Source organism: Mucilaginibacter litoreus (genome assembly GCF_042676805.1).
Classification (GTDB): Bacteria; Bacteroidota; Bacteroidia; order Sphingobacteriales; family Sphingobacteriaceae; genus Mucilaginibacter; species Mucilaginibacter litoreus.
Genome location: NZ_JBHTHZ010000005.1, coordinates 499642 through 516711 on the forward strand (window position 1 = coordinate 499642; position 17070 = coordinate 516711).

At 40.5% G+C, this 17070-nt stretch carries 20 protein-coding genes, 2 tRNA genes and 1 other RNA gene; 8 read left to right on the forward strand and 15 right to left on the reverse strand.

Annotated elements, in window-relative coordinates; genetic code table 11:
* Nucleotide 1: 1 nt before the first annotated feature.
* Nucleotides 2-817, forward strand: coding sequence for a pyrroline-5-carboxylate reductase (gene proC, locus ACFQZX_RS10265; RefSeq protein ID WP_377114667.1), 816 nt, complete (start codon nucleotides 2-4; stop codon nucleotides 815-817).
* On the opposite strand, the gene ACFQZX_RS10270 is transcribed toward proC, so the two are convergent.
* Nucleotides 814-1992 carry a threonine aldolase family protein gene (locus ACFQZX_RS10270; protein WP_377114669.1) on the reverse strand — a complete coding sequence of 393 codons (1179 nt, stop codon included), beginning with the start codon at nucleotides 1990-1992 and terminating at the stop codon, nucleotides 814-816. The genes proC and ACFQZX_RS10270 overlap by 4 nt on opposite strands.
* 241 nt (nucleotides 1993-2233) lie before the next feature.
* A complete protein-coding gene (locus ACFQZX_RS10275) occupies nucleotides 2234-2440 on the reverse strand; it encodes a hypothetical protein (RefSeq protein ID WP_377114672.1) in 207 nt (68 codons plus the stop codon).
* A 342-nt stretch (nucleotides 2441-2782) separates the two neighbouring features.
* Here ACFQZX_RS10275 and ACFQZX_RS10280 point away from each other — a divergent pair, with 342 nt between their 5' ends.
* Together ACFQZX_RS10280 and ACFQZX_RS10285 are read left to right on the forward strand one after the other, a co-directional pair.
* A complete protein-coding gene (locus ACFQZX_RS10280) occupies nucleotides 2783-2908 on the forward strand; it encodes a hypothetical protein (protein WP_377114674.1) in 126 nt (41 codons plus the stop codon).
* 51 nt (nucleotides 2909-2959) lie between these two features.
* Nucleotides 2960-3175: a hypothetical protein gene (locus ACFQZX_RS10285; RefSeq protein ID WP_377114677.1), complete on the forward strand. Its 216-nt coding sequence runs from the start codon at nucleotides 2960-2962 to the stop codon at nucleotides 3173-3175.
* 146 nt (nucleotides 3176-3321) lie between these two features.
* Here the strand turns inward: ACFQZX_RS10285 and ACFQZX_RS10290 are convergent, their stop codons facing one another.
* The 5 genes from ACFQZX_RS10290 to hscB all read right to left on the reverse strand — a co-directional run bounded on the left by ACFQZX_RS10290 (nucleotide 3322) and on the right by hscB (nucleotide 6013).
* On the reverse strand, nucleotides 3322-3990 hold the full coding sequence (locus tag ACFQZX_RS10290; RefSeq protein ID WP_377114680.1) for an FISUMP domain-containing protein: 669 nt from the start codon (nucleotides 3988-3990) through the stop codon (nucleotides 3322-3324).
* A gap of 51 nt (nucleotides 3991-4041) precedes the next feature.
* Nucleotides 4042-4347: a tyrosine-type recombinase/integrase gene (locus ACFQZX_RS10295; RefSeq protein WP_377114683.1), complete on the reverse strand. Its 306-nt coding sequence runs from the start codon at nucleotides 4345-4347 to the stop codon at nucleotides 4042-4044.
* Nucleotides 4331-5269: a phage integrase SAM-like domain-containing protein gene (locus ACFQZX_RS10300; protein WP_377114687.1), complete on the reverse strand. Its 939-nt coding sequence runs from the start codon at nucleotides 5267-5269 to the stop codon at nucleotides 4331-4333. Before ACFQZX_RS10300 ends, ACFQZX_RS10295 begins: the two co-directional genes overlap by 17 nt.
* A 119-nt stretch (nucleotides 5270-5388) precedes the next feature.
* Nucleotides 5389-5468 (reverse strand) — tRNA-Leu (locus ACFQZX_RS10305).
* Between the two features lie 20 nt (nucleotides 5469-5488).
* On the reverse strand, nucleotides 5489-6013 hold the full coding sequence (gene hscB / locus ACFQZX_RS10310) for a Fe-S protein assembly co-chaperone HscB (RefSeq protein WP_377114690.1): 525 nt from the start codon (nucleotides 6011-6013) through the stop codon (nucleotides 5489-5491).
* Nucleotides 6014-6063: 50 nt separating this feature from the next.
* Here hscB and ACFQZX_RS10315 point away from each other — a divergent pair, with 50 nt between their 5' ends.
* The 3 genes from ACFQZX_RS10315 to ACFQZX_RS10325 all read left to right on the forward strand — a co-directional run bounded on the left by ACFQZX_RS10315 (nucleotide 6064) and on the right by ACFQZX_RS10325 (nucleotide 7662).
* Entirely contained in the window at nucleotides 6064-6855 is a 792-nt protein-coding gene (locus ACFQZX_RS10315; protein WP_377114693.1) for a cobalamin-binding protein, read from the forward strand.
* Nucleotides 6856-6934: 79 nt separating this feature from the next.
* Nucleotides 6935-7019, forward strand: a tRNA-Leu gene (locus ACFQZX_RS10320).
* A 208-nt stretch (nucleotides 7020-7227) separates the two neighbouring features.
* Nucleotides 7228-7662: a BLUF domain-containing protein gene (locus tag ACFQZX_RS10325; RefSeq protein ID WP_377115325.1), complete on the forward strand. Its 435-nt coding sequence runs from the start codon at nucleotides 7228-7230 to the stop codon at nucleotides 7660-7662.
* Between the two features lie 37 nt (nucleotides 7663-7699).
* On the opposite strand, the gene ACFQZX_RS10330 is transcribed toward ACFQZX_RS10325, so the two are convergent.
* Entirely contained in the window at nucleotides 7700-8449 is a 750-nt protein-coding gene (locus ACFQZX_RS10330; protein WP_377114695.1) for a DUF481 domain-containing protein, read from the reverse strand.
* A gap of 55 nt (nucleotides 8450-8504) precedes the next feature.
* Nucleotides 8505-9689, reverse strand: a complete 1185-nt coding sequence (gene dinB / locus ACFQZX_RS10335; protein WP_377114697.1) for a DNA polymerase IV — start codon at nucleotides 9687-9689, stop codon at nucleotides 8505-8507.
* 71 nt (nucleotides 9690-9760) lie between these two features.
* On the opposite strand from dinB, the gene ACFQZX_RS10340 reads away from it, so the two are divergent.
* Both ACFQZX_RS10340 and ACFQZX_RS10345 read left to right on the forward strand, forming a co-directional pair.
* Nucleotides 9761-10363: a 2'-5' RNA ligase family protein gene (locus ACFQZX_RS10340; protein ID WP_377114699.1), complete on the forward strand. Its 603-nt coding sequence runs from the start codon at nucleotides 9761-9763 to the stop codon at nucleotides 10361-10363.
* Nucleotide 10364: 1 nt separating this feature from the next.
* Nucleotides 10365-10940, forward strand: a complete 576-nt coding sequence (locus tag ACFQZX_RS10345; protein ID WP_377114702.1) for a 2'-5' RNA ligase family protein — start codon at nucleotides 10365-10367, stop codon at nucleotides 10938-10940.
* Here the strand turns inward: ACFQZX_RS10345 and ACFQZX_RS10350 are convergent.
* From ACFQZX_RS10350 to ACFQZX_RS10375, 6 genes are all read right to left on the reverse strand, one after another.
* Nucleotides 10921-11886 (reverse strand): YpdA family putative bacillithiol disulfide reductase, encoded by a 966-nt coding sequence (locus ACFQZX_RS10350; RefSeq protein WP_377114704.1) that lies wholly within the window; start codon nucleotides 11884-11886, stop codon nucleotides 10921-10923. The two genes, ACFQZX_RS10345 and ACFQZX_RS10350, sit on opposite strands and share 20 nt — an antisense overlap.
* Nucleotides 11887-12084: 198 nt before the next feature.
* Nucleotides 12085-12183: signal recognition particle sRNA small type (gene ffs / locus ACFQZX_RS10355), an RNA gene on the reverse strand.
* Nucleotides 12184-12293: 110 nt separating this feature from the next.
* Entirely contained in the window at nucleotides 12294-12983 is a 690-nt protein-coding gene (locus tag ACFQZX_RS10360; RefSeq protein ID WP_377114705.1) for a DUF6624 domain-containing protein, read from the reverse strand.
* A gap of 67 nt (nucleotides 12984-13050) precedes the next feature.
* On the reverse strand, nucleotides 13051-14067 hold the full coding sequence (gene bioB, locus ACFQZX_RS10365; protein ID WP_377114706.1) for a biotin synthase BioB: 1017 nt from the start codon (nucleotides 14065-14067) through the stop codon (nucleotides 13051-13053).
* 121 nt (nucleotides 14068-14188) lie between these two features.
* Nucleotides 14189-15538, reverse strand: coding sequence for a magnesium transporter (gene mgtE / locus ACFQZX_RS10370; protein WP_377114709.1), 1350 nt, complete (start codon nucleotides 15536-15538; stop codon nucleotides 14189-14191).
* Between the two features lie 108 nt (nucleotides 15539-15646).
* Nucleotides 15647-17041 (reverse strand): outer membrane protein assembly factor BamB family protein, encoded by a 1395-nt coding sequence (locus ACFQZX_RS10375; protein WP_377114712.1) that lies wholly within the window; start codon nucleotides 17039-17041, stop codon nucleotides 15647-15649.
* Between the last annotated feature and the right edge of the window lie 29 nt (nucleotides 17042-17070).

Below are 17070 nucleotides of genomic sequence, written 5' to 3' on the forward strand. Positions count from 1 at the left end.
AATGGAAACACAACAACATATTGCCATTTTAGGCAGTGGTAACATAGGTTTGGCCCTTGCTAAGGGGCTGGTTAAAGCAGGGATATTTACTCCACGGCAAATCACTTTAACACGCCGCAATATCACTGCGCTGGCAAGTTTAGAGGCCGAGGGTTATAATGTAACATCTGATAATGCAGATGCTGTTACCAGGGCGGATATTGTGGTGCTGGCCATATTACCGCAACAATTAAATAAACTGCTGGACGAGATTAAACCCGCATCCAACCAGGCCAAACATTTGCTGATCTCTGTAGTATCGGGTGTTAGCTGCCAGGATATCCGCAATCAGTTAGGAATTGAGGTTCAGGTAATACGTGCAATGCCTAATACTGCTATAGCCATTGGCCACAGCATGACCTGTATTGCTACTGATAATGCCTCTGCCGCGAATATCAGTCTTGTAAAATCATTATTTGATACCGTTGGCGTAAGTATACAAATCAACGAGGAGTTAATGACATCAGCCACTGCTTTGTGTGCCTGCGGTATAGCTTTCTTTTTACGATCAATAAGGGCCGCATCACAGGGCGGTACCGAAATCGGTTTCCATGCGCATGACGCGCTTAAAATGGCGGCGCAAACAGCTAAAGGTGCGGCAGACCTGCTTTTACAATTAGCCTCTCATCCCGAGCAAGAAATTGATAAGGTTACTTCACCCAAAGGTTGTACCATTGCAGGGCTCAATGAAATGGAGCACAACGGTTTCAGCTCGGCGTTGATCAAAGGTATAAAAATGTCGGCCGAGAAGGCTGGCGCGCTTTACAAAAACGATTAGCTTTTAGCTGCTGCTTTAAGCGCATCGGCAAAAGCCTTTTCTATCCTAATGTTATCCTGACGCAACAGTGTTTCGTTAACACGTATCTGGCTGCTACCATTACGTGCATGTATATTAATGCTGTATTTTTCCTGCATTGTTTTATTAAATACTTTTGCATCAATATTAGCCAGCTCCAGGTTAAAGATATTTGAACCGTTTGGTATTGAAGCTATTTTTACCCCCTGCAATTGATTAAGCCTTTTAAATAAAGCATCAGCTTTTTCAGCAGTTTGTTTCAGGCGCGTTTCAAGACCATTGAGTGTATGCAGGGCCATTGCCGCATTACTCCAGTTACTAAAAGCCGTACCGCCATGTACTTTTATCAGGTGCTCCATGTGGCCTATCGTCTCTTTATCGCCGCACAAAACAGCACCACCCGCCGCACCAAGATATTTGTATAAAGAAACGTATACAGTATCAAAGTAAGTTGAGTATTCTTTTAGTGATATTCCATTAAAAGCCATTGCCAGGAAAACCCGTGCACCATCCATGTGGAGTTTGTAACCTTTCTCGCTACACCAGGCCGATATTTTCTTTATTTCGTCAAACGGCACATATTTGCCATCGCAGCGCCTTACCGGATTTTCTATGGCTACGGTTCCAATACCGCTTTTAAAAACTTCGCCTTTGTTATGATAATCAACGGCTTCCTTTAACTGTTCTAAAGTAAAATGGGCTTCGCCGGGTGCAACCGGTATCAGGCGTTTATTGAATACTGTTTGGGCGGAATCACCCTCATCGCGGTAGATATGGCTGGTTTCCTGCACAAAAACTTTAGCATTATCGCCGCTTAATACAGATATGGCTAACTGGTTAGCCATAGTACCGCTTGGCATATAAATACAAGCCGGTTTACCGGTTAAATCTGCAAACTTTTCACAAAGCTTAGCCACTGCCCCTCCACCTCCGTAAAAATCCATTTCTATGGGGTTGGCTGTGTTTATTTCCTGAAGTTTAGCAATATATTCGGCAGGTTCATAAAATACCCCGTCATCATTGAAGGATACTGTTTGATTCACCGCAGCTTTTGGCTGCCTGTTAGCAGAAGCATTTACTGTTACTGTAGGCAATATGGCAGGCAATACGCCTAAGCCGGACAGCTTTAAAAAGTTTCTTCTCTTAAGGTAATTCATTGTGCAGGTGGTTTGACTCAAAGCTAACAAAGCTTTATATATAAATAATTAGGTAACAGGTAAATTATTTATTTTTATACTGCTGTTATAAGTCAGTGTGATAGCCGATAGAGTGAAAATTATTCTATATGGATGTAGTTTAAACATACCGTATCCACCTATATAATGTTACTTTAAAGAGTAAACTTACTATATCAAAAGCGTATAGCCTCCTTTTAGTAAGGCCACTGTAAAGCGGCTGTTAGCTTTCTTCCGGTGGCTCTTCGCCCTTTTTTGGTTCTGGTGGTGTGGATGTTAAGTTACCGAACTCATCCACATAGGCAATCATATCATCGGCGCTACCGGTATTTTCTTTCCGCTCCTGTTTGCGTAAGGCCTTTTCTTCTTTCTTTTTTTGTCTGTTTTTTTCTAACTGTTTTTTTGCAAAGGTTGCTTGTGATTTAGCCATATTATTGGGGTTAAAATAAAAAAGCACCTGCCCTGGCAGGTGCTCACAATAGGTACAATATACAAATTATTTTTTTACTTGATAGCCTAATTTCAATAATACACGTTATTGTTGCTTAGGTTGAATCAAAATTAGGCTGCTAAGATGGCCGGCCTCACGTACTTCATGAACGGTTTCTTTCTGATGGGGCCGTTAACAAATAAGCCCTTCCGATTTCTCAGAAGGGCTTTGCGTACCCAGAGCCGAGTACCTCGGCAAAGAAGGCAACGAACAGCTGATACAGCTCATCGCTTTTTAAACCATGTCAATTGGTGCAATTTAATATGGGAAGGATGGTACTACATGCCTAACCCGGAAAAACAATTGCAGTACTGGCAGGAACGTGCCAGGCGCGCAGAAGAAGCGCTCCGCGCAGATCAGCGCAGCAGCGCCGGCCTTAAAGCTTACATCAACGCAATCACCCGGTAATTTACAGCACCTTCAGCTACTTCACCGGCAACCAGGTTAGGAGGCACAGTAATGGCGCGAATTAAAAGAAACGCTGCCTACTGGCAACGCCGTGCAAAGCACTGGAAAGAGAAATTTGAGGATTTTGAAATTATAGCCGCCTGTGCAGAGCGAAAGGTCCACAGGGATAACGCCTGGCTGCAGCAAAACTATCCCGAAATATTAGAAGAGCGCACGCTGGACTATCAACAACAAGCTGATCAAATGCAAATCGAGCTGTTCAGCTGATAAAACAATCAACGAACCGTTCTTAATACACAAACAGCATTCGCAGTGCCGCTATGCGCGCTGATCATTAGCCCACCACTCCGTAGCATGTTGGTGAGTTTTTTGTTGAAGTATTATATAATTTGATTTTGATTTCTATGACAAATTCAATTATCCTTCACAAAGCGAATGTTGTACCATATTACATTATCGCCTGTAGTCATGTCCCTTACTTCTGCGCCAGTTTCTGGCTCACTTCCAGTGCCAGGTGACGAATATCTTCCACTTACACGAAAACAGTAATAATAATTAGGATCAATAGATAAAGCGGGACCTGAAGTAGTTGTCCAGAAATAGGCCATTCCTTTATATTCTAAAAATTCTTTCGAAAATGACTGATAATACCCCCCTGGTAATATATTAAATCCTGAACTATTATCCCCTGGTAAATACCAACTTGATGCTGCTTTCAATACTTTAGCTCCATCAGCATCTGTTGCAGTGACTTCCGGCACGTCTATTGTCAATTCCCCTTGTGATTTCATAAGCTTAACAAAATCTTCTTTGGATGGGACACGCCAACCGTCAGGCAGTTTTATAGCAAGCATTTCTTTCTCGGAATAGTACTTGCCGTAATCATATTCATCATTACGAGGACTTGCTATTCCACCCGGACCGTCATAGTTCATGGTTGTCCATGTCTGAGAGCCAATTTTTACAGTTGGATATGAACGTCCATTTAATTCTAATGACGCAGAGGGATTATTTTCATTCTTTTTAGAGCAGCTGAATAAGATAGTGCAAAGTAGGCTTAGAGTAAGTAGGGTTCTTTTCATATTTGTAATAAGATTGCGGCGAATATAAAGATATGAGGATATAAGTGCAAGTCAATTAAAGGCATCGGTGTTTCGCTTTCGTTTCCTCAGGTCCTTAAACTCCTCTCCTACCAGGTTCGCTGTACTTTTTAAATAATCATTTTCCAGGTGCACATAACGCATCGTAGTTTCAATCTTGGTATGCCCCATCAGTTCCTTTAAGCTTGCCAGATTTTGCACTTTCTGTAGGTACATGTGTCCAAACGTATGCCGGCCAACGTGGCTGGTAAGGTTTTTATTGATGCAGGCAAGGCTTGGAATGTCCTTCAGGGTAATATTATATTCTGCCGGGTTAGGCAAATCAAAAATATATTCCATTAAGGTTTTTTACAAAATCCCTGGCATGGTCTGGTAGTGGTATCCTTATCCATTTACCAGCCCGCTCATTCATCTTTAATATAAAATCTAAAAAGCCCTGAGTTTCCTCCCAGGATGCATTAACACGGTACACATCAGAAATGCGCAATCCTGTAAAACAGGAAAATAAAAACGCGCTTAATACCCTGTTCTGCTTTTCTGTAAGATACCCACTGTTACAAAGCTTAATCAACTGCCTTACCTCATCGGTGGTTAAAAAAGTGGTTTTATACTTGGGTTCCGGATTTTTAAACTTTATAACTTCTTCCTCTATGTGCATCATTGGCTCATACTCGGTAAAGGCCATATATGCCTTGACGTTCTTAAGTACGGTCCAGACATAACTGAGGTTGTAATCCTTATTGATCAACCATTGCCGGAATCGCTTCACCCAGGCAACGGTTAATTGTTCAAAACACCATACCGGTTCAAACTCAACCATTTTTAAGTAAGTGGTGGTATGGTTTTGGAAGGTGCGCCGGGTTATCTCTTTCCTGTTATATCGCTTGAGCGCTTCCCTGGGCACAAACGAAGCAAAGCTTATCTTAGAGTCATAAACCTTTACCTCTTTAGCAAATTTGATTATATCGATATTAGCTTTTTTAAGCCGGTAGGTCATCAATATTTCATTGTGCCGGCCTTGCTCCTGCCTGATGGCCATATTGTAGTCCTGGTAAGGCCTGTCGCCCCGGGCCTTGAGCAATAGCTCGCCTGCAGCCATATCGATACGGTCGACCAGCCATTTGATTTTTAACGGGAAGGCTTTGTGCTTCCTGTTAAGCGTAACCTGTAAATAAAGTGATACCTCTCCCTGCTTTGATATAAAGCGTTTGTCGTACCACAGCTTTGAACTGAAGTTGTACATTTTAGCTACATTTTTCATCTCGGAGCAACCTCGGAGCAAAAATTAGCCGGACGGGAAAAAGCGAAGTCTAAAAAGTGCCTTTTTAGTATAAAAAAAGCAATATCGCATACTTCAATTTTCTGCGATATTGCTTTGCGTACCCAGAGCCGGAGTCGAACCGGCACGGTTTCCCACAGGTGTTTGAGACCAGCGCGTCTACCAATTCCGCCATCTGGGCATTCGGCAAGCAGTGTTTGCTTACAAGCGGGCTGCAAATGTATCTAAACTCTCTTTAATTCGCAACAAATATTTCTGCCTGTAATAAATATTTGCAATCTCATTTAAGCGATCTTCTTTTGCAGTGTCGTTTAAAGTTTCATAGTCTTTAGTAAAGCCATTTAATTCTTCAATCATATCCCCTTCAATTGCAGCAACTTCCGCGCTGATTTCACCAAATTGCTCTGCTGTTTCAATTTCCATCAGTCGCTCGTTGATTTCCATCATTTCCATTAAAAAATCTGCAGGAAGTTGTGGCTTTGCACCTTCGCTAACCAAATCATGAAGCTTTAAAACATATTCAAGCAACTTATTCGGGTCGCTTAAGGTTTGGTAAGCTTTATTGTTGATGGTGGAAAGCTCTAATATTTCCTGTTGCTTTTCATCATCTTCATTGGCATAAAAATCCGGGTGATATTTTTTACTTAAAGCATAAAACTGCTTCTTTATAAAGGCTACATCCGGATGAAAGCTTTCCGGTATTCCGTAAAATTCAAAATAATTCATCAATACAAAACTACTAAATTTACATTGGTGCAATAATAAAGCTGAAAAACATGCCACTATTTTACGATCAGATGAAACGCGTTGTAAATGTGAGCGCTAACCCCAAAAGGATTGTTTCGCTGGTACCGTCTCAAACGGAACTGCTGTTTGAATTAGGGCTGAATGAACAAATAGTTGGAGTAACTAAGTTTTGCATCCATCCGGCTGATAAAGTCAAGAATATTAAAAAGGTTGGGGGCACCAAGCAATTAAATACCGAGCGCATAGATTTGATTAAGCCTGATTTGATAATTGGCAATAAAGAGGAGAATGAGCAAAGCCAGATAGAACAATTATCACAGCATTACCCTATATGGATGAGTGATATTGTTGACCTGGCATCTGCATTGAATATGATTGCAGAGATTGGGGAGATAACCGGTAAAAGTGAAAAAGCCAGTTGGTTAACCGCACAAATAACTACCAATTTTGATAACCTTGAGCCTTTACCTGCAAAGCTCAACGTTTTATACCTGATCTGGAGAAAGCCCTACATGGCAGCGGGCAAGCATACTTTTATTAATGATATGCTGGCGCGATGCGGATTTAACAACATAATTCATCAATCCCGTTACCCTGAGCTTTCAATGGCGGAAATACAGTTACTTGATCCAGACGTGATATTGTTATCATCAGAGCCATACCCTTTTGCTGATCAACACATCAATGAGCTTAAAGAAATAGTTCCGGAAGCCAGAATTTTATTGACCGATGGAGAATTGTTTTCGTGGTATGGGAGTCGTTTACTCCACTCACCAGGGTACTTTAGAACCCTGATTAAAAAATTAAATACAAAGGAATGAGGCAGATAAAGAAAATTTGAAATTTTGGTTTCACATTTTGCGATATTAAGCTATCTTTGCCGTCTCTTAAAAACCAAACGCGGAAGTGGCGTAATTGGTAGCCGCACCAGACTTAGGATCTGGCGCCGCGAGGCGTGGGGGTTCGAGTCCCTTCTTCCGCACCAGGTCAAAAGCAGCCGATAAGGCTGCTTTTGTTATTAAAGGACAGTATTGAGGCGATACAGTAGTGCTATCTTTACCCTGGTTATTATCTTAAAAACACAAAGCCCCCTCCATTGTATTTTCCAAACCTTGTTCTTTTTTGCTCATTTTTTAAACAAATTTTTAAGGGTAGGGTTACTTTATAAATATTAATTGATGCTTTACTACTTAATGTATATGAGCAAGGCGACTCATAAACCTACTCAACAGCACCTTGACGATATTCTTAAAATATCGGTTGATAATAACAAGCAAAAAAACATTACGGGTATGTTGCTATACGTTTCAGAGAAAAATGAAACACAAAATGGCAGGTTTATACAGGTTTTGGAGGGAGAGGAAAAAGTAGTAAGAGAATCATTTGAGAAAATCCGCATGGATGTAAGGCATACTTCTGTTGTAGAATTATTTACTTACAGCATCAATGACAGGAACTTTCCTGACTGGAGCATGGGATACAAAAGAATTGAAAGCGAAGACTTACCGGCCGACTTAAAAGAATGGTTCGATCCCGACAACTTCCCTAATAATAAAGCTAAAGGAATTATTAACGTGCCGCTAACTTACCTAAAGTCGTTCAACCAATTGTATAAACAATTGAAATGAGGAATATTGATAGGTTTATCCTTTCTTAAAATGCCCTTTAAAAATATTTTTCCAGCATTAAACCGTAAGTAAACAACAGGTTTTCGCTTTGTGTACGGTTCACCCTGTTATAATTCAAAGATGTGGTAAGTGCCAGCCAGCTTTGTAACTTAAAAGAAAGATTGGTTGTTGACCTGATATTATAATCGCTGCCCCGCTCAAATGAGTTTTGGAGAAAGTTGGATCCATCAACTACAACTTTATCTTTGATATTAAAACGAAATTGCAGGCGAAACGAGTTCCGGTAGGTAGTATACTTATCTGGCGTATTGTCGGCTAATATTAAATCGCTGGTGTCAAACAAAACACCGTCGCTTATATTGAGATAAGCGTTTGCCGAATCAAAGATACTGTAAGCTATACCAAGCCCGGCCAGTAACTGGTTATTAATTTTTAATGAGTAGCTCGTATTGTAATTAGCCAGTCCCCAATAAAAAAATTGCGTTGTTCTGTACAGATTAAAATCTAATGCAGAAGAAAAATCATTATTGCTTTGGTTACCGTTCTGTTTACCGTAAATCCAATTGTTATTAAAATTAAACGATATGTCCTTTCGCTTAACATTAAACCTGAAAGCGTTGTTAAGCAGGTAAGCGGTACCGTCATTTGTTTTATTGATAGAACCGGTAGACTGGAACGCTGTGTGATAAAAAGTGGTATCGTTAAACTGAGCCAATGCCGTTTTGCCAAGACAGGCACACATTACAGCTACAAGACATAAGATGAAAGATGCTTTTAATTTTCCCATAAGCTTATTGACCAACATTTTTATAAGCTATTGGTTTATTAAAAGTCAATCTAAACTATTTGGTAAGGAACGGGTTAAAAGTTCTGGCGCCAATTTCCATCCCTGCTGCCCGGCATATTGTTTTATCGCCAAACCTGAAATTGATGGTATCCATAGCCTGATAAAGCCTTATGCGCTCCTCATTGTCTTCAAACAAATTGATCTGATAGCTGCCGGTACAAAGGTTGCTTAGCCTTACTCCTATCAGCCTGATCGGCCGGTGCTGGTTCCAGGCTTTGTTAAGCAGATTTTTTATGCCCGGTATCAATATATGTTCTGCAGCGGTAAGCGCTATTTTTTGCTGTTGGGTGTGCGTCTCAAAGTTTGAATATCGCAACTTGATAGCCAGACATGATGATACTTTATTTTCCCGTCTCAGTTTGCCGGCCAGTTCTTCGGTCATAGATACCAGTATATTCTCCAGCGTGCGCTTATCTTTCACATCTGTTTCAAAGGTATGTTCTGTTGATATACTTTTACGGTCGCTATGCGGAATGATCTCGCTGTCATCAATCCCATTGGCTTTATTGTATATAAATAATCCCATCTTACCAAATACAGCTTCCAGGAAACGCAGATTTACCCGTTGCAAATCGCCAATTTTCTCAAGCCCATACTGATAAAGTTTCTGACAGGTACTTTCGCCAAGGCCGGGTATTTTACCGATGCTTAAAGGCGCCAGAAACTCTTTTTCCTTACCATGTGGTATCCAGAGCTGCCCATTTGGTTTTGCCTGGTTTGTGGCCATTTTAGCCACTGTTTTGCCAGATGCCATACCAAAAGATATAGGTAACCCGGTTTCGCGCATAACCTTTTGTCTGAGATCGGTGGCTAACTTATAGGGATCATGGTAGCGCTCCATACCGCTAAGGTCAATATAAAACTCATCTACCGACGACTTTTGATACAATGGTACCATATCATGTATAATCTGCGTAACCTCGCGCGAAGCCTCAGAGTAACGGCCATGTGTACCATGTATCACAATAGCTTCCGGGCATAGCTTTAAAGCTTGTTTGGTAGGCATGGCCGAGTGTACACCAAACTTACGTGCCTCGTAGCTGGCAGATGAAACCACTCCCCTGTCTTTGGATCCGCCAATGATAACCGGCTTACCGATAAGCGAGGGATTAAACTTTCGCTCCACCGATACAAAAAACGAATCAAGGTCAATATGCACAATATGTCTTTTGACATCCATACACAAATTTATAATTTTATTTTTATTTGCTAAAAATATTAGCATAAATTTGTCTTCTCAACCTGTAATTTATGACCGGATATACCGATTATCGTTTCCTTCTTCCTGTTCCAGAAAATATCAACATGGAAATATCACGCTATAAAAAGGCATCGGTAAAACACATCGGCAGCTTTCAGAGTATGGACTCCCCGGCACACATTAGCCTGAAGACGCTTGAAAGACAGAAACCCTATTACGCCGACCAGACTATTGAGCGCCTGGAACTACAATTAAAAACGCTGCCGCCGGTATTACTCCATATCAACGGCTTTGCCTACTTTCCGCACCTGCACGGAAAGATGACTATTTACGCAGCGATAAAATCTACACCAGCTGCAGATAACTGGTTTGAAGAGATCAAGAAACAGCTAAAAGTTAAGAAGGGTATTCTACCGCATATAACTGTATGCCGCAACATTGCCGGTGCCGACTTTGAAAAGCTTTGGCCGCACTTCAGGCATAAGCATTGGTTAGAGCCGTTTTGGGTGGATCAGCTTAAAATTTCCAAAAGAGACTCTCTTGACCGTTATGGCAATTTTAACGCATTTAAAACCATCAGGTTTAAAAATACACAGCATTTGCACAACGAAGCCAACAAATCATCTACCGACGAACAGATCAACCTATTTTGATATGATCAGACAAAAACATTTTCTAAACCTGATATCGCTGCCTGATGAAAATGAAGAGCACATCAAACGGTTCAAACGGGCCTGTGTAAAGCACATCGGCGAATTCAGAAGCATGAAATCGAGAGCGCACATATCTTTTGAACCCTTGATATTTGATGCTGAAACATCTTACAATGCGGTAGATTTTAAAATGTTTTATGATGTTGTAGAAAGTATACTTAACAATGTACCATCTATCAATCTCAAAATTAATGGCTTTGATTATTTTAAACACGGCACAAACAGCATGACCATTTATGCCGCGCTGCAATTGGATACTGTTACCATGCGATGGTTCAACTTTGTTAAAAAAATATTTCTGATGAAGGGAGAGATGAAACCGCATATCACCATTGCAAGAGATATATCAAAAGCATCATTTGATATTTTATGGCCATATTTTAAGAATTATGAATACAAGGATTCGTTTGAAGTAAGCACTATTACAGTACTTGGTAAATACAGTGACGAAAGCGGGCCATATCAAATTTACAAGCAAATAGCTTTAAGGAAGCAAACTAACCTTGCTGTTGTTTAGCGATAATATCTGCAATGATCATCTCCGCATGAATGCGTGAATTTTCAATAAACCAGAGGTGGGTATCCAAGCCGCCGCAAACTACACCAGCCAGGTAAAGGCCCGCTTGATTGGTTTCCATAGTGTCAGGATTGTACTCGGGTATAAACTTTTCTTCGCTAAGGTTAATGCCCAGTTTAGCCAGAAAATCAAAGTTTGGTTTATAACCCGTCATGGCCATAACAAAATCATTGGGTATGGTTATCCGTCCTTCAGGTGTGTCAATATCCACTTCATCCTCGCGTATAGCGGCCAGGTTAGAGTTAAAATAAGCCTGTATACTACCTTCCTTTATACGGTTAATAATATCTGGCCGCACCCAGTATTTAACACGATGGCTTACTTCATCTCCCCTTATAACTAAAGTAACCTTTGCACCTTTACGGTAAGTTTCCAAAGCAACGTCAATAGCCGAGTTACTGCTGCCAACCACCACTATGTTTTGCATGGCGTAGTAATGTGGATCTTTATAATAATGTTTTACCTTAGGCAGGTTCTCTCCGGGGATATCTAAATTGACAGATATATCATAGAAGCCCGTTGCCAATATTATTTTTTTAGCCTGATAAGTTTGCTTGCATGAAATAACTTCATAACCGCCATTTATCGGCCTTACATTTTCAACCTCCTCAAAAAGGTTTATTGGCAAGTGGTTAGAAACAGCCACACGGCGGTAATACTCCAGCGCCTCCGCTCGATTAGGCTTATTGTTGATAGTCACAAAGGGTATTCCGCCAATCTCCAGTTTTTCCGAAGTGGAAAAAAAGGTCATGGTAGATGGATAATTATAAAGTGAGTTAACCAGGCAGCCTTTTTCAAGAATAACAAAGCTAAAACCGGCTTTTTGGGCTGCAAGGCCGCAAGCCATGCCTATAGGGCCGCCACCAATAATCAGTATATCAAGCATGGCGACTAAGATAAGCAGTAAGTTTTTTAAAATATCTAATAATGAATTTGGAAATCTGAATTATGAAGTTTAAAAGACTTTGGCAGGATGCGAAAACGAATTCTTCAATAAGTTTTAAATATCGAATGAAGAGTATTGAAATCTGAATTACGAAGTTTTGATTTTGATGTGATATAAAATCAAAAAAAAGAAAATAAAAATGGGTAAGCTACTTTTATCGCGCCGCTCAACTCTCTACCCTTGCTGCGTTCCCACCCTGGGGGAGTTCAAGAGGAGCTGGCCGTAAAAGACTTACCCGCCGCAAATATAGAAAAAGATGCGTTTTTGATTAATAAAATGTTAAAAAACGTGTTACCACACTGATAATGAACGAGATTATTTATCCGAATCTGGCATTCTGTTATCATTTATTCAATTTCATTGTTCTGTACTTGCTGCAGGGTATAAACTTTATATGTTAAGCCCATACGTTTGGCGTTTTCTTCAACGGTTTGTGTAAAACCTGCCTGTTTTCGCCTCTCGTTCACATGTTCAGGATCGGCAATAGGCCATATAAAAAACTTAAATTCAGCTTTACCTGTTTTTTTGTTTATAATGGTCATTCCTTTTGCCTGGGTGCCCCATATCTGCTCTTTTTTGTTGTACATCAAAGAGCGGTCTTTCATCATAGCATATAAATGAAATGGTAATTCTTTGTCTTTGGCTGCTTTTTCAATCAAAGGCAAATATTTGTCGATAACCGTCGAATGCTGCAATACAAAAAAAGCTGCCTCATTGGTTGGCGTATCTACAAGCGAGCGGCCCGGGTAACCAAATTTAGCAATGATCTCTTCTATCCTTTTAACGTTGGATGAGTCGGCGTCTGTCTGCAGCTTCCATAAATGTTGTACAAGCTGATCTTTACTAACGTTGTAGATTTTGGAAAGTGAATCGGTTTTAGCACTATCAAGCTTTTCTGAAACTAATATCCGATACTTTTGGTCCAGCACATACATGCTGTCCAATTCATGTTTTAATGCTTTGTTAATTTTATGCTGTGCTTTTACAAAGCTTAAGCTAAATATTAGAATAAAACCTGTGAGGATTTGCTTTTTCATATTAAAATTACGAAACTATCGTAAATTTACGATAGTTTCGTATAAAAGCAAAATTTATAATGAGAAATTAAAACACCTCGTTGATGCTCATTTCACGCAATTCTTTTGGTTCGTTCGGGCGGCCATTTTTGAAAGCTTTTCGTGGCTTTAAACCAAGAAGGTCAAACATGAACATATCTTCGTCGAAGGTTGGATTTGGCGTGGTTAATAGCTTTTCTCCTGCAAAGATAGAGTTGGCGCCAGCCATAAAACACATGGCCTGCTCAACAGTGCTCATTTCGGTACGTCCTGCTGATAAACGCACCACCGTTTTGGGCATAATAATACGCGTTGTAGCAATCATACGAACCATATCCCATACAGATACCCGAGGCTGCTCGGCCAGTGGCGTGCCTTTTACCGGTACCAAGGCATTAATAGGTACTGATTCCGGATGTTTAGGAAGGTTAGAAAGCGTTTTAAGCATTGATATCCTATCGGCAGTGGTTTCACCGAGGCCAATGATCCCCCCGCTGCAAACAGAAATTTTAGCTTTGCGAACATGCTCAAGCGTTTGTAAACGGTCGTCGTAAGTACGGGTGGTTATTATACGTTTGTAGTCGTCTTCAGAGGTATCAAGATTATGGTTATAAGCATATAAACCTGCATCGGCCAAACGCTGCGCCTGGTTTTCGGTAAGCATACCTAAAGTACAGCAAACTTCCATATCCAGTTCGTTTACAGCTTTTACCATATCCAGCACTTTATCAAAATCGCGGTTATCGCGCACTTCGCGCCATGCGGCACCCATACACAACCGGGATGCACCACCTTCTTTAGCACGTTTGGCAACGGCTATTACCTCTTCTTTAGGCATTAACGCATGTACATCAACACCTGTGCTGTAACGTGCAGCCTGCGGGCAGTAGGCACAATCCTCCGGGCAGCCGCCGGTTTTTATCGAGATCAGTGAGCTGATCTGCACTTCTGAATAATCCTTATTTTCGCGGTGTATGGTTGCAGCGCGGTAAATAAGGTCTAATAATGGCGAGTGGTATATTTTTGAGATTTCTTCCTGGGTCCAGTCGTGTCTTACCTCGGTCATAGCATTATCGGTTTACGTTTATTACTGATGCATAGAGCATCATAAGTGCAAATATTCAAAGATTATTTTCGATTTTTATTATGTAGGGTCACTTTTTACAAAATTCGCTCACTTTGCAAACTCACAATAGGAGCTTACTTGCCAGCCATAGCGGCAGAAAGAACCCTATGCAATCGGTAAACGTGGTGATAATTATTGACGATGCCACAGCCGGATCAATTCCTATTCTTTTTAAGATCAAAGGTATTGAGGCGCCAGTTATGCCGGCAATTACAAGGTTACCCGTCATGGCCAGGAAAAGCACCAGCCCGAGCATAGGGTTTGCATCATAAAAACAGGCGACGGCTAAAACTATCAGACCGTTGCATGCGCCGTTTATCAAACCTACCAAAAATTCTTTCAAAACAGTGTTGTAAGCTTGCCTGTCGCTCAAATCACTTAACGAGATACGCCTCACTGTTACAGCCAGCGCCTGTGTAGCTGTATTACCGCCCATACCGGCAATAATGGTCATGTAAGCAGAAATAATAGCCAGGCTTTTTACTGTTGCATCAAAATTACGGATAATAGAAGCTGCCAGGAATGCGGTACCTAAGTTAATTACCAACCAGGGCAGGCGGCTTTTAACAGCATCTTTCCAGTTACCGCTCAGTTCTTCATCTTCAGACACACCGGAGATCTTCAATATATCCTCGGTGTTCTCGGCTTCCATAACGTCGATAATATCATCAACCGTAATTCTGCCAAGCAGTTTCATATGGTCGTCAACAACGGGTATACTGGTAAGGTTATATTGAGAAATAAGTTTGGCTACCTCCTCCTGGTCAAGGTCGGCTTTTACAAAAACCGGATCATGCTGATAAATATCGCGCACTTTTATTTCACTGCGCGCTTTTAAAATATCTTTTATAGATACTATACCATGAAGTATCTTAGCCTCATCTACTACGTAAATGGTGTAAAATTCTTCCATTTCTTCCGACTGGCGGATAATGTCTTCTAAAGCTTCTTTTTTTGTAAGATTAATATTTACACATATAACCTGCGAGTTCATTAAACCGCCGGCTGTGTCTTCCTGATAATTTAAAAGGGCGCGTATGCTGGTCGCATCTTCCTGATCAATATCCTGCAGTATTTCCCGCTGATCCTCCTCGTCAAGCTGACTGATGATATCGGTAGCTACATCATAATCAAGCTCTTCAACTATCTCTGAACGTTTTTCCGGGTGCAGGTTTACCAGTAATTCTTCAGGATGGCTCTCCTCAGTCATCTCGGTAATTACCTCAGATGCTTCCTCAGTTGGCAGAATGTTAATGATCCGTTCGCGCGCCTCCTGCGGCAGGCGCTCAAATAAAATAGCGATCTCCGAAGCGTGGTAATCTTTCAGAACCAACTCTAAGTCAGCATCATTCCCCTCAAGCGCGGTTTTGATACGAATCAGGTCGGATTTATCTATTTCAAATGATTGCATATGCAGGCAAAATAACGATTTTTAACCAAAAACGATACCGCTGCAGTGGTAATTTGAAACAGACTCCACACAAAAAGTTAAGTTAAAGTTATCTACTGCAACATACTGTTAATAACCGTTTTTACCAATTACGTAAGGGCGAGACGTTGTTAAACTGTTTTCGATTGGAAAAGCCCATTTCAATGTTCCAGTTAAAGCGTTAAAAGCATTAAAATATCTTCCACCTCCACCACCAGGATAAACTACTTCATCAACAACAGTTGGTACAACCCCATTAGCATAAATAGCTTTTGACCAAACAATATTACCTGTAGATGTATTTACACAATAAATTTTACCATCATCGGCATTGATATATAGATTTCCATTACTAATGGATGGGCCACTTGTAAAACCTAAGGCATCAAGTTTTTTCCATACAAGGCTTCCATCACTTGCATTTATTGCATAAAGGCTTCCAGGATGGTTATTCGGTGGACCATAGTTTAAATCGTAACCGCTTGAAAAATATATAATGCCGTTATATATAACTGGCATGGCATGCTCCATTGTTCCGTTATCGGATTTTATTCGCCATTTTTCAGCGCCGTCAGCTGTATTAATTGCATAAAGATAACCAGTACGACTACCTATGTAAATTACATCTTCTACAACAAGGGGGCTTGATGATACAATCAAGCTACCAGTATTATATTGCCATTTTGGTTGGCCTTTTTTAGTGAGGGCATATAAATAACCATCATCACTTGCAAAATAAACCATATTATTTACAACAACAGGATCAGAATCAATCAGGTAACCTGTAGTAAAGGTCCATTTAGGCACACCAGTTTCAGCATCAATTGCATACAATTTTCTATCATATGAACCAACATACACAATACCGTCTGCAACCGTTGGGCTTGATGTTATAATGCCACCTGTTTTATATTTCCATTTTAGTGCACCTGTTTCTGCATCTAAAGCATATAAATACCCATCTGTATTACCAGCATAGAGTACGCCTTTGCTAAATGCTGGACCCGAGTACGAAAAGTCACCCTCTGCTTTAAAATCCCATATTTTCTTGCCATTACGGTTGTAAAGTGCATAGAAGGTTTTATCGTGCCCACCAAAGTATACCATATTCTTAAGCTTGTCGTGCTTTACAGTTATTATGTATTTTTTAGTTGCAGGGCCTTCACTCTGAATGGTAAATACAATTGGTTTACTAAAGTCAAGTATTTCATCTTCAGAATGCTTAAGAACTTTATCTTCAGCTTTGTATTTCAGAGCTGTGAGATCAGTAAAATGCGGCACCAGGACGTTAATACTATCTTCTTTAATTTCAACAGCTATCTCATCACTTTCAAACGAAGTACCATCCGGATGTAATAGTGTAAAGTCTGTAAGTTTAACTTCTGGCTGTTCTGTGTTATCATCTTTTTTACAACCAGTTGTACATAAGAAAAAAATAACTGCTGAAAAGCGGATTGCGGTTAGTGAAAGAGTTTTTAATGTCATAAGGTTATGCCATAAAAATAATTAAATAT

Bases quoted from the DNA above. Each gene is read 5' to 3' on its own strand.
- ACFQZX_RS10300 (WP_377114687.1), bottom strand. From the start codon at position 5,269: ATGAAAAATGTAGCTAAAATGTACAACTTCAGTTCAAAGCTGTGGTAC.
- ACFQZX_RS10275 (WP_377114672.1), bottom strand. From the start codon at position 2,440: ATGGCTAAATCACAAGCAACCTTTGCAAAAAAACAGTTAGAAAAAAAC.
- ACFQZX_RS10280 (WP_377114674.1), top strand. From the start codon at position 2,783: ATGCCTAACCCGGAAAAACAATTGCAGTACTGGCAGGAACGTGCCAGG.
- ACFQZX_RS10350 (WP_377114704.1), bottom strand. From the start codon at position 11,886: ATGCTTGATATACTGATTATTGGTGGCGGCCCTATAGGCATGGCTTGC.
- bioB (WP_377114706.1), bottom strand. From the start codon at position 14,067: ATGACCGAGGTAAGACACGACTGGACCCAGGAAGAAATCTCAAAAATA.
- hscB (WP_377114690.1), bottom strand. From the start codon at position 6,013: ATGAATTATTTTGAATTTTACGGAATACCGGAAAGCTTTCATCCGGAT.
- ACFQZX_RS10285 (WP_377114677.1), top strand. From the start codon at position 2,960: ATGGCGCGAATTAAAAGAAACGCTGCCTACTGGCAACGCCGTGCAAAG.
- ACFQZX_RS10270 (WP_377114669.1), bottom strand. From the start codon at position 1,992: ATGAATTACCTTAAGAGAAGAAACTTTTTAAAGCTGTCCGGCTTAGGC.
- ACFQZX_RS10290 (WP_377114680.1), bottom strand. From the start codon at position 3,990: ATGAAAAGAACCCTACTTACTCTAAGCCTACTTTGCACTATCTTATTC.
- ACFQZX_RS10295 (WP_377114683.1), bottom strand. From the start codon at position 4,347: ATGGAATATATTTTTGATTTGCCTAACCCGGCAGAATATAATATTACC.
- ACFQZX_RS10345 (WP_377114702.1), top strand. From the start codon at position 10,365: ATGATCAGACAAAAACATTTTCTAAACCTGATATCGCTGCCTGATGAA.
- ACFQZX_RS10375 (WP_377114712.1), bottom strand. From the start codon at position 17,041: ATGACATTAAAAACTCTTTCACTAACCGCAATCCGCTTTTCAGCAGTT.
- mgtE (WP_377114709.1), bottom strand. From the start codon at position 15,538: ATGCAATCATTTGAAATAGATAAATCCGACCTGATTCGTATCAAAACC.
- proC (WP_377114667.1), top strand. From the start codon at position 2: ATGGAAACACAACAACATATTGCCATTTTAGGCAGTGGTAACATAGGT.
- ACFQZX_RS10315 (WP_377114693.1), top strand. From the start codon at position 6,064: ATGCCACTATTTTACGATCAGATGAAACGCGTTGTAAATGTGAGCGCT.
- ACFQZX_RS10340 (WP_377114699.1), top strand. From the start codon at position 9,761: ATGACCGGATATACCGATTATCGTTTCCTTCTTCCTGTTCCAGAAAAT.
- dinB (WP_377114697.1), bottom strand. From the start codon at position 9,689: ATGGATGTCAAAAGACATATTGTGCATATTGACCTTGATTCGTTTTTT.
- ACFQZX_RS10360 (WP_377114705.1), bottom strand. From the start codon at position 12,983: ATGAAAAAGCAAATCCTCACAGGTTTTATTCTAATATTTAGCTTAAGC.
- ACFQZX_RS10330 (WP_377114695.1), bottom strand. From the start codon at position 8,449: ATGGGAAAATTAAAAGCATCTTTCATCTTATGTCTTGTAGCTGTAATG.
- ACFQZX_RS10325 (WP_377115325.1), top strand. From the start codon at position 7,228: ATGTATATGAGCAAGGCGACTCATAAACCTACTCAACAGCACCTTGAC.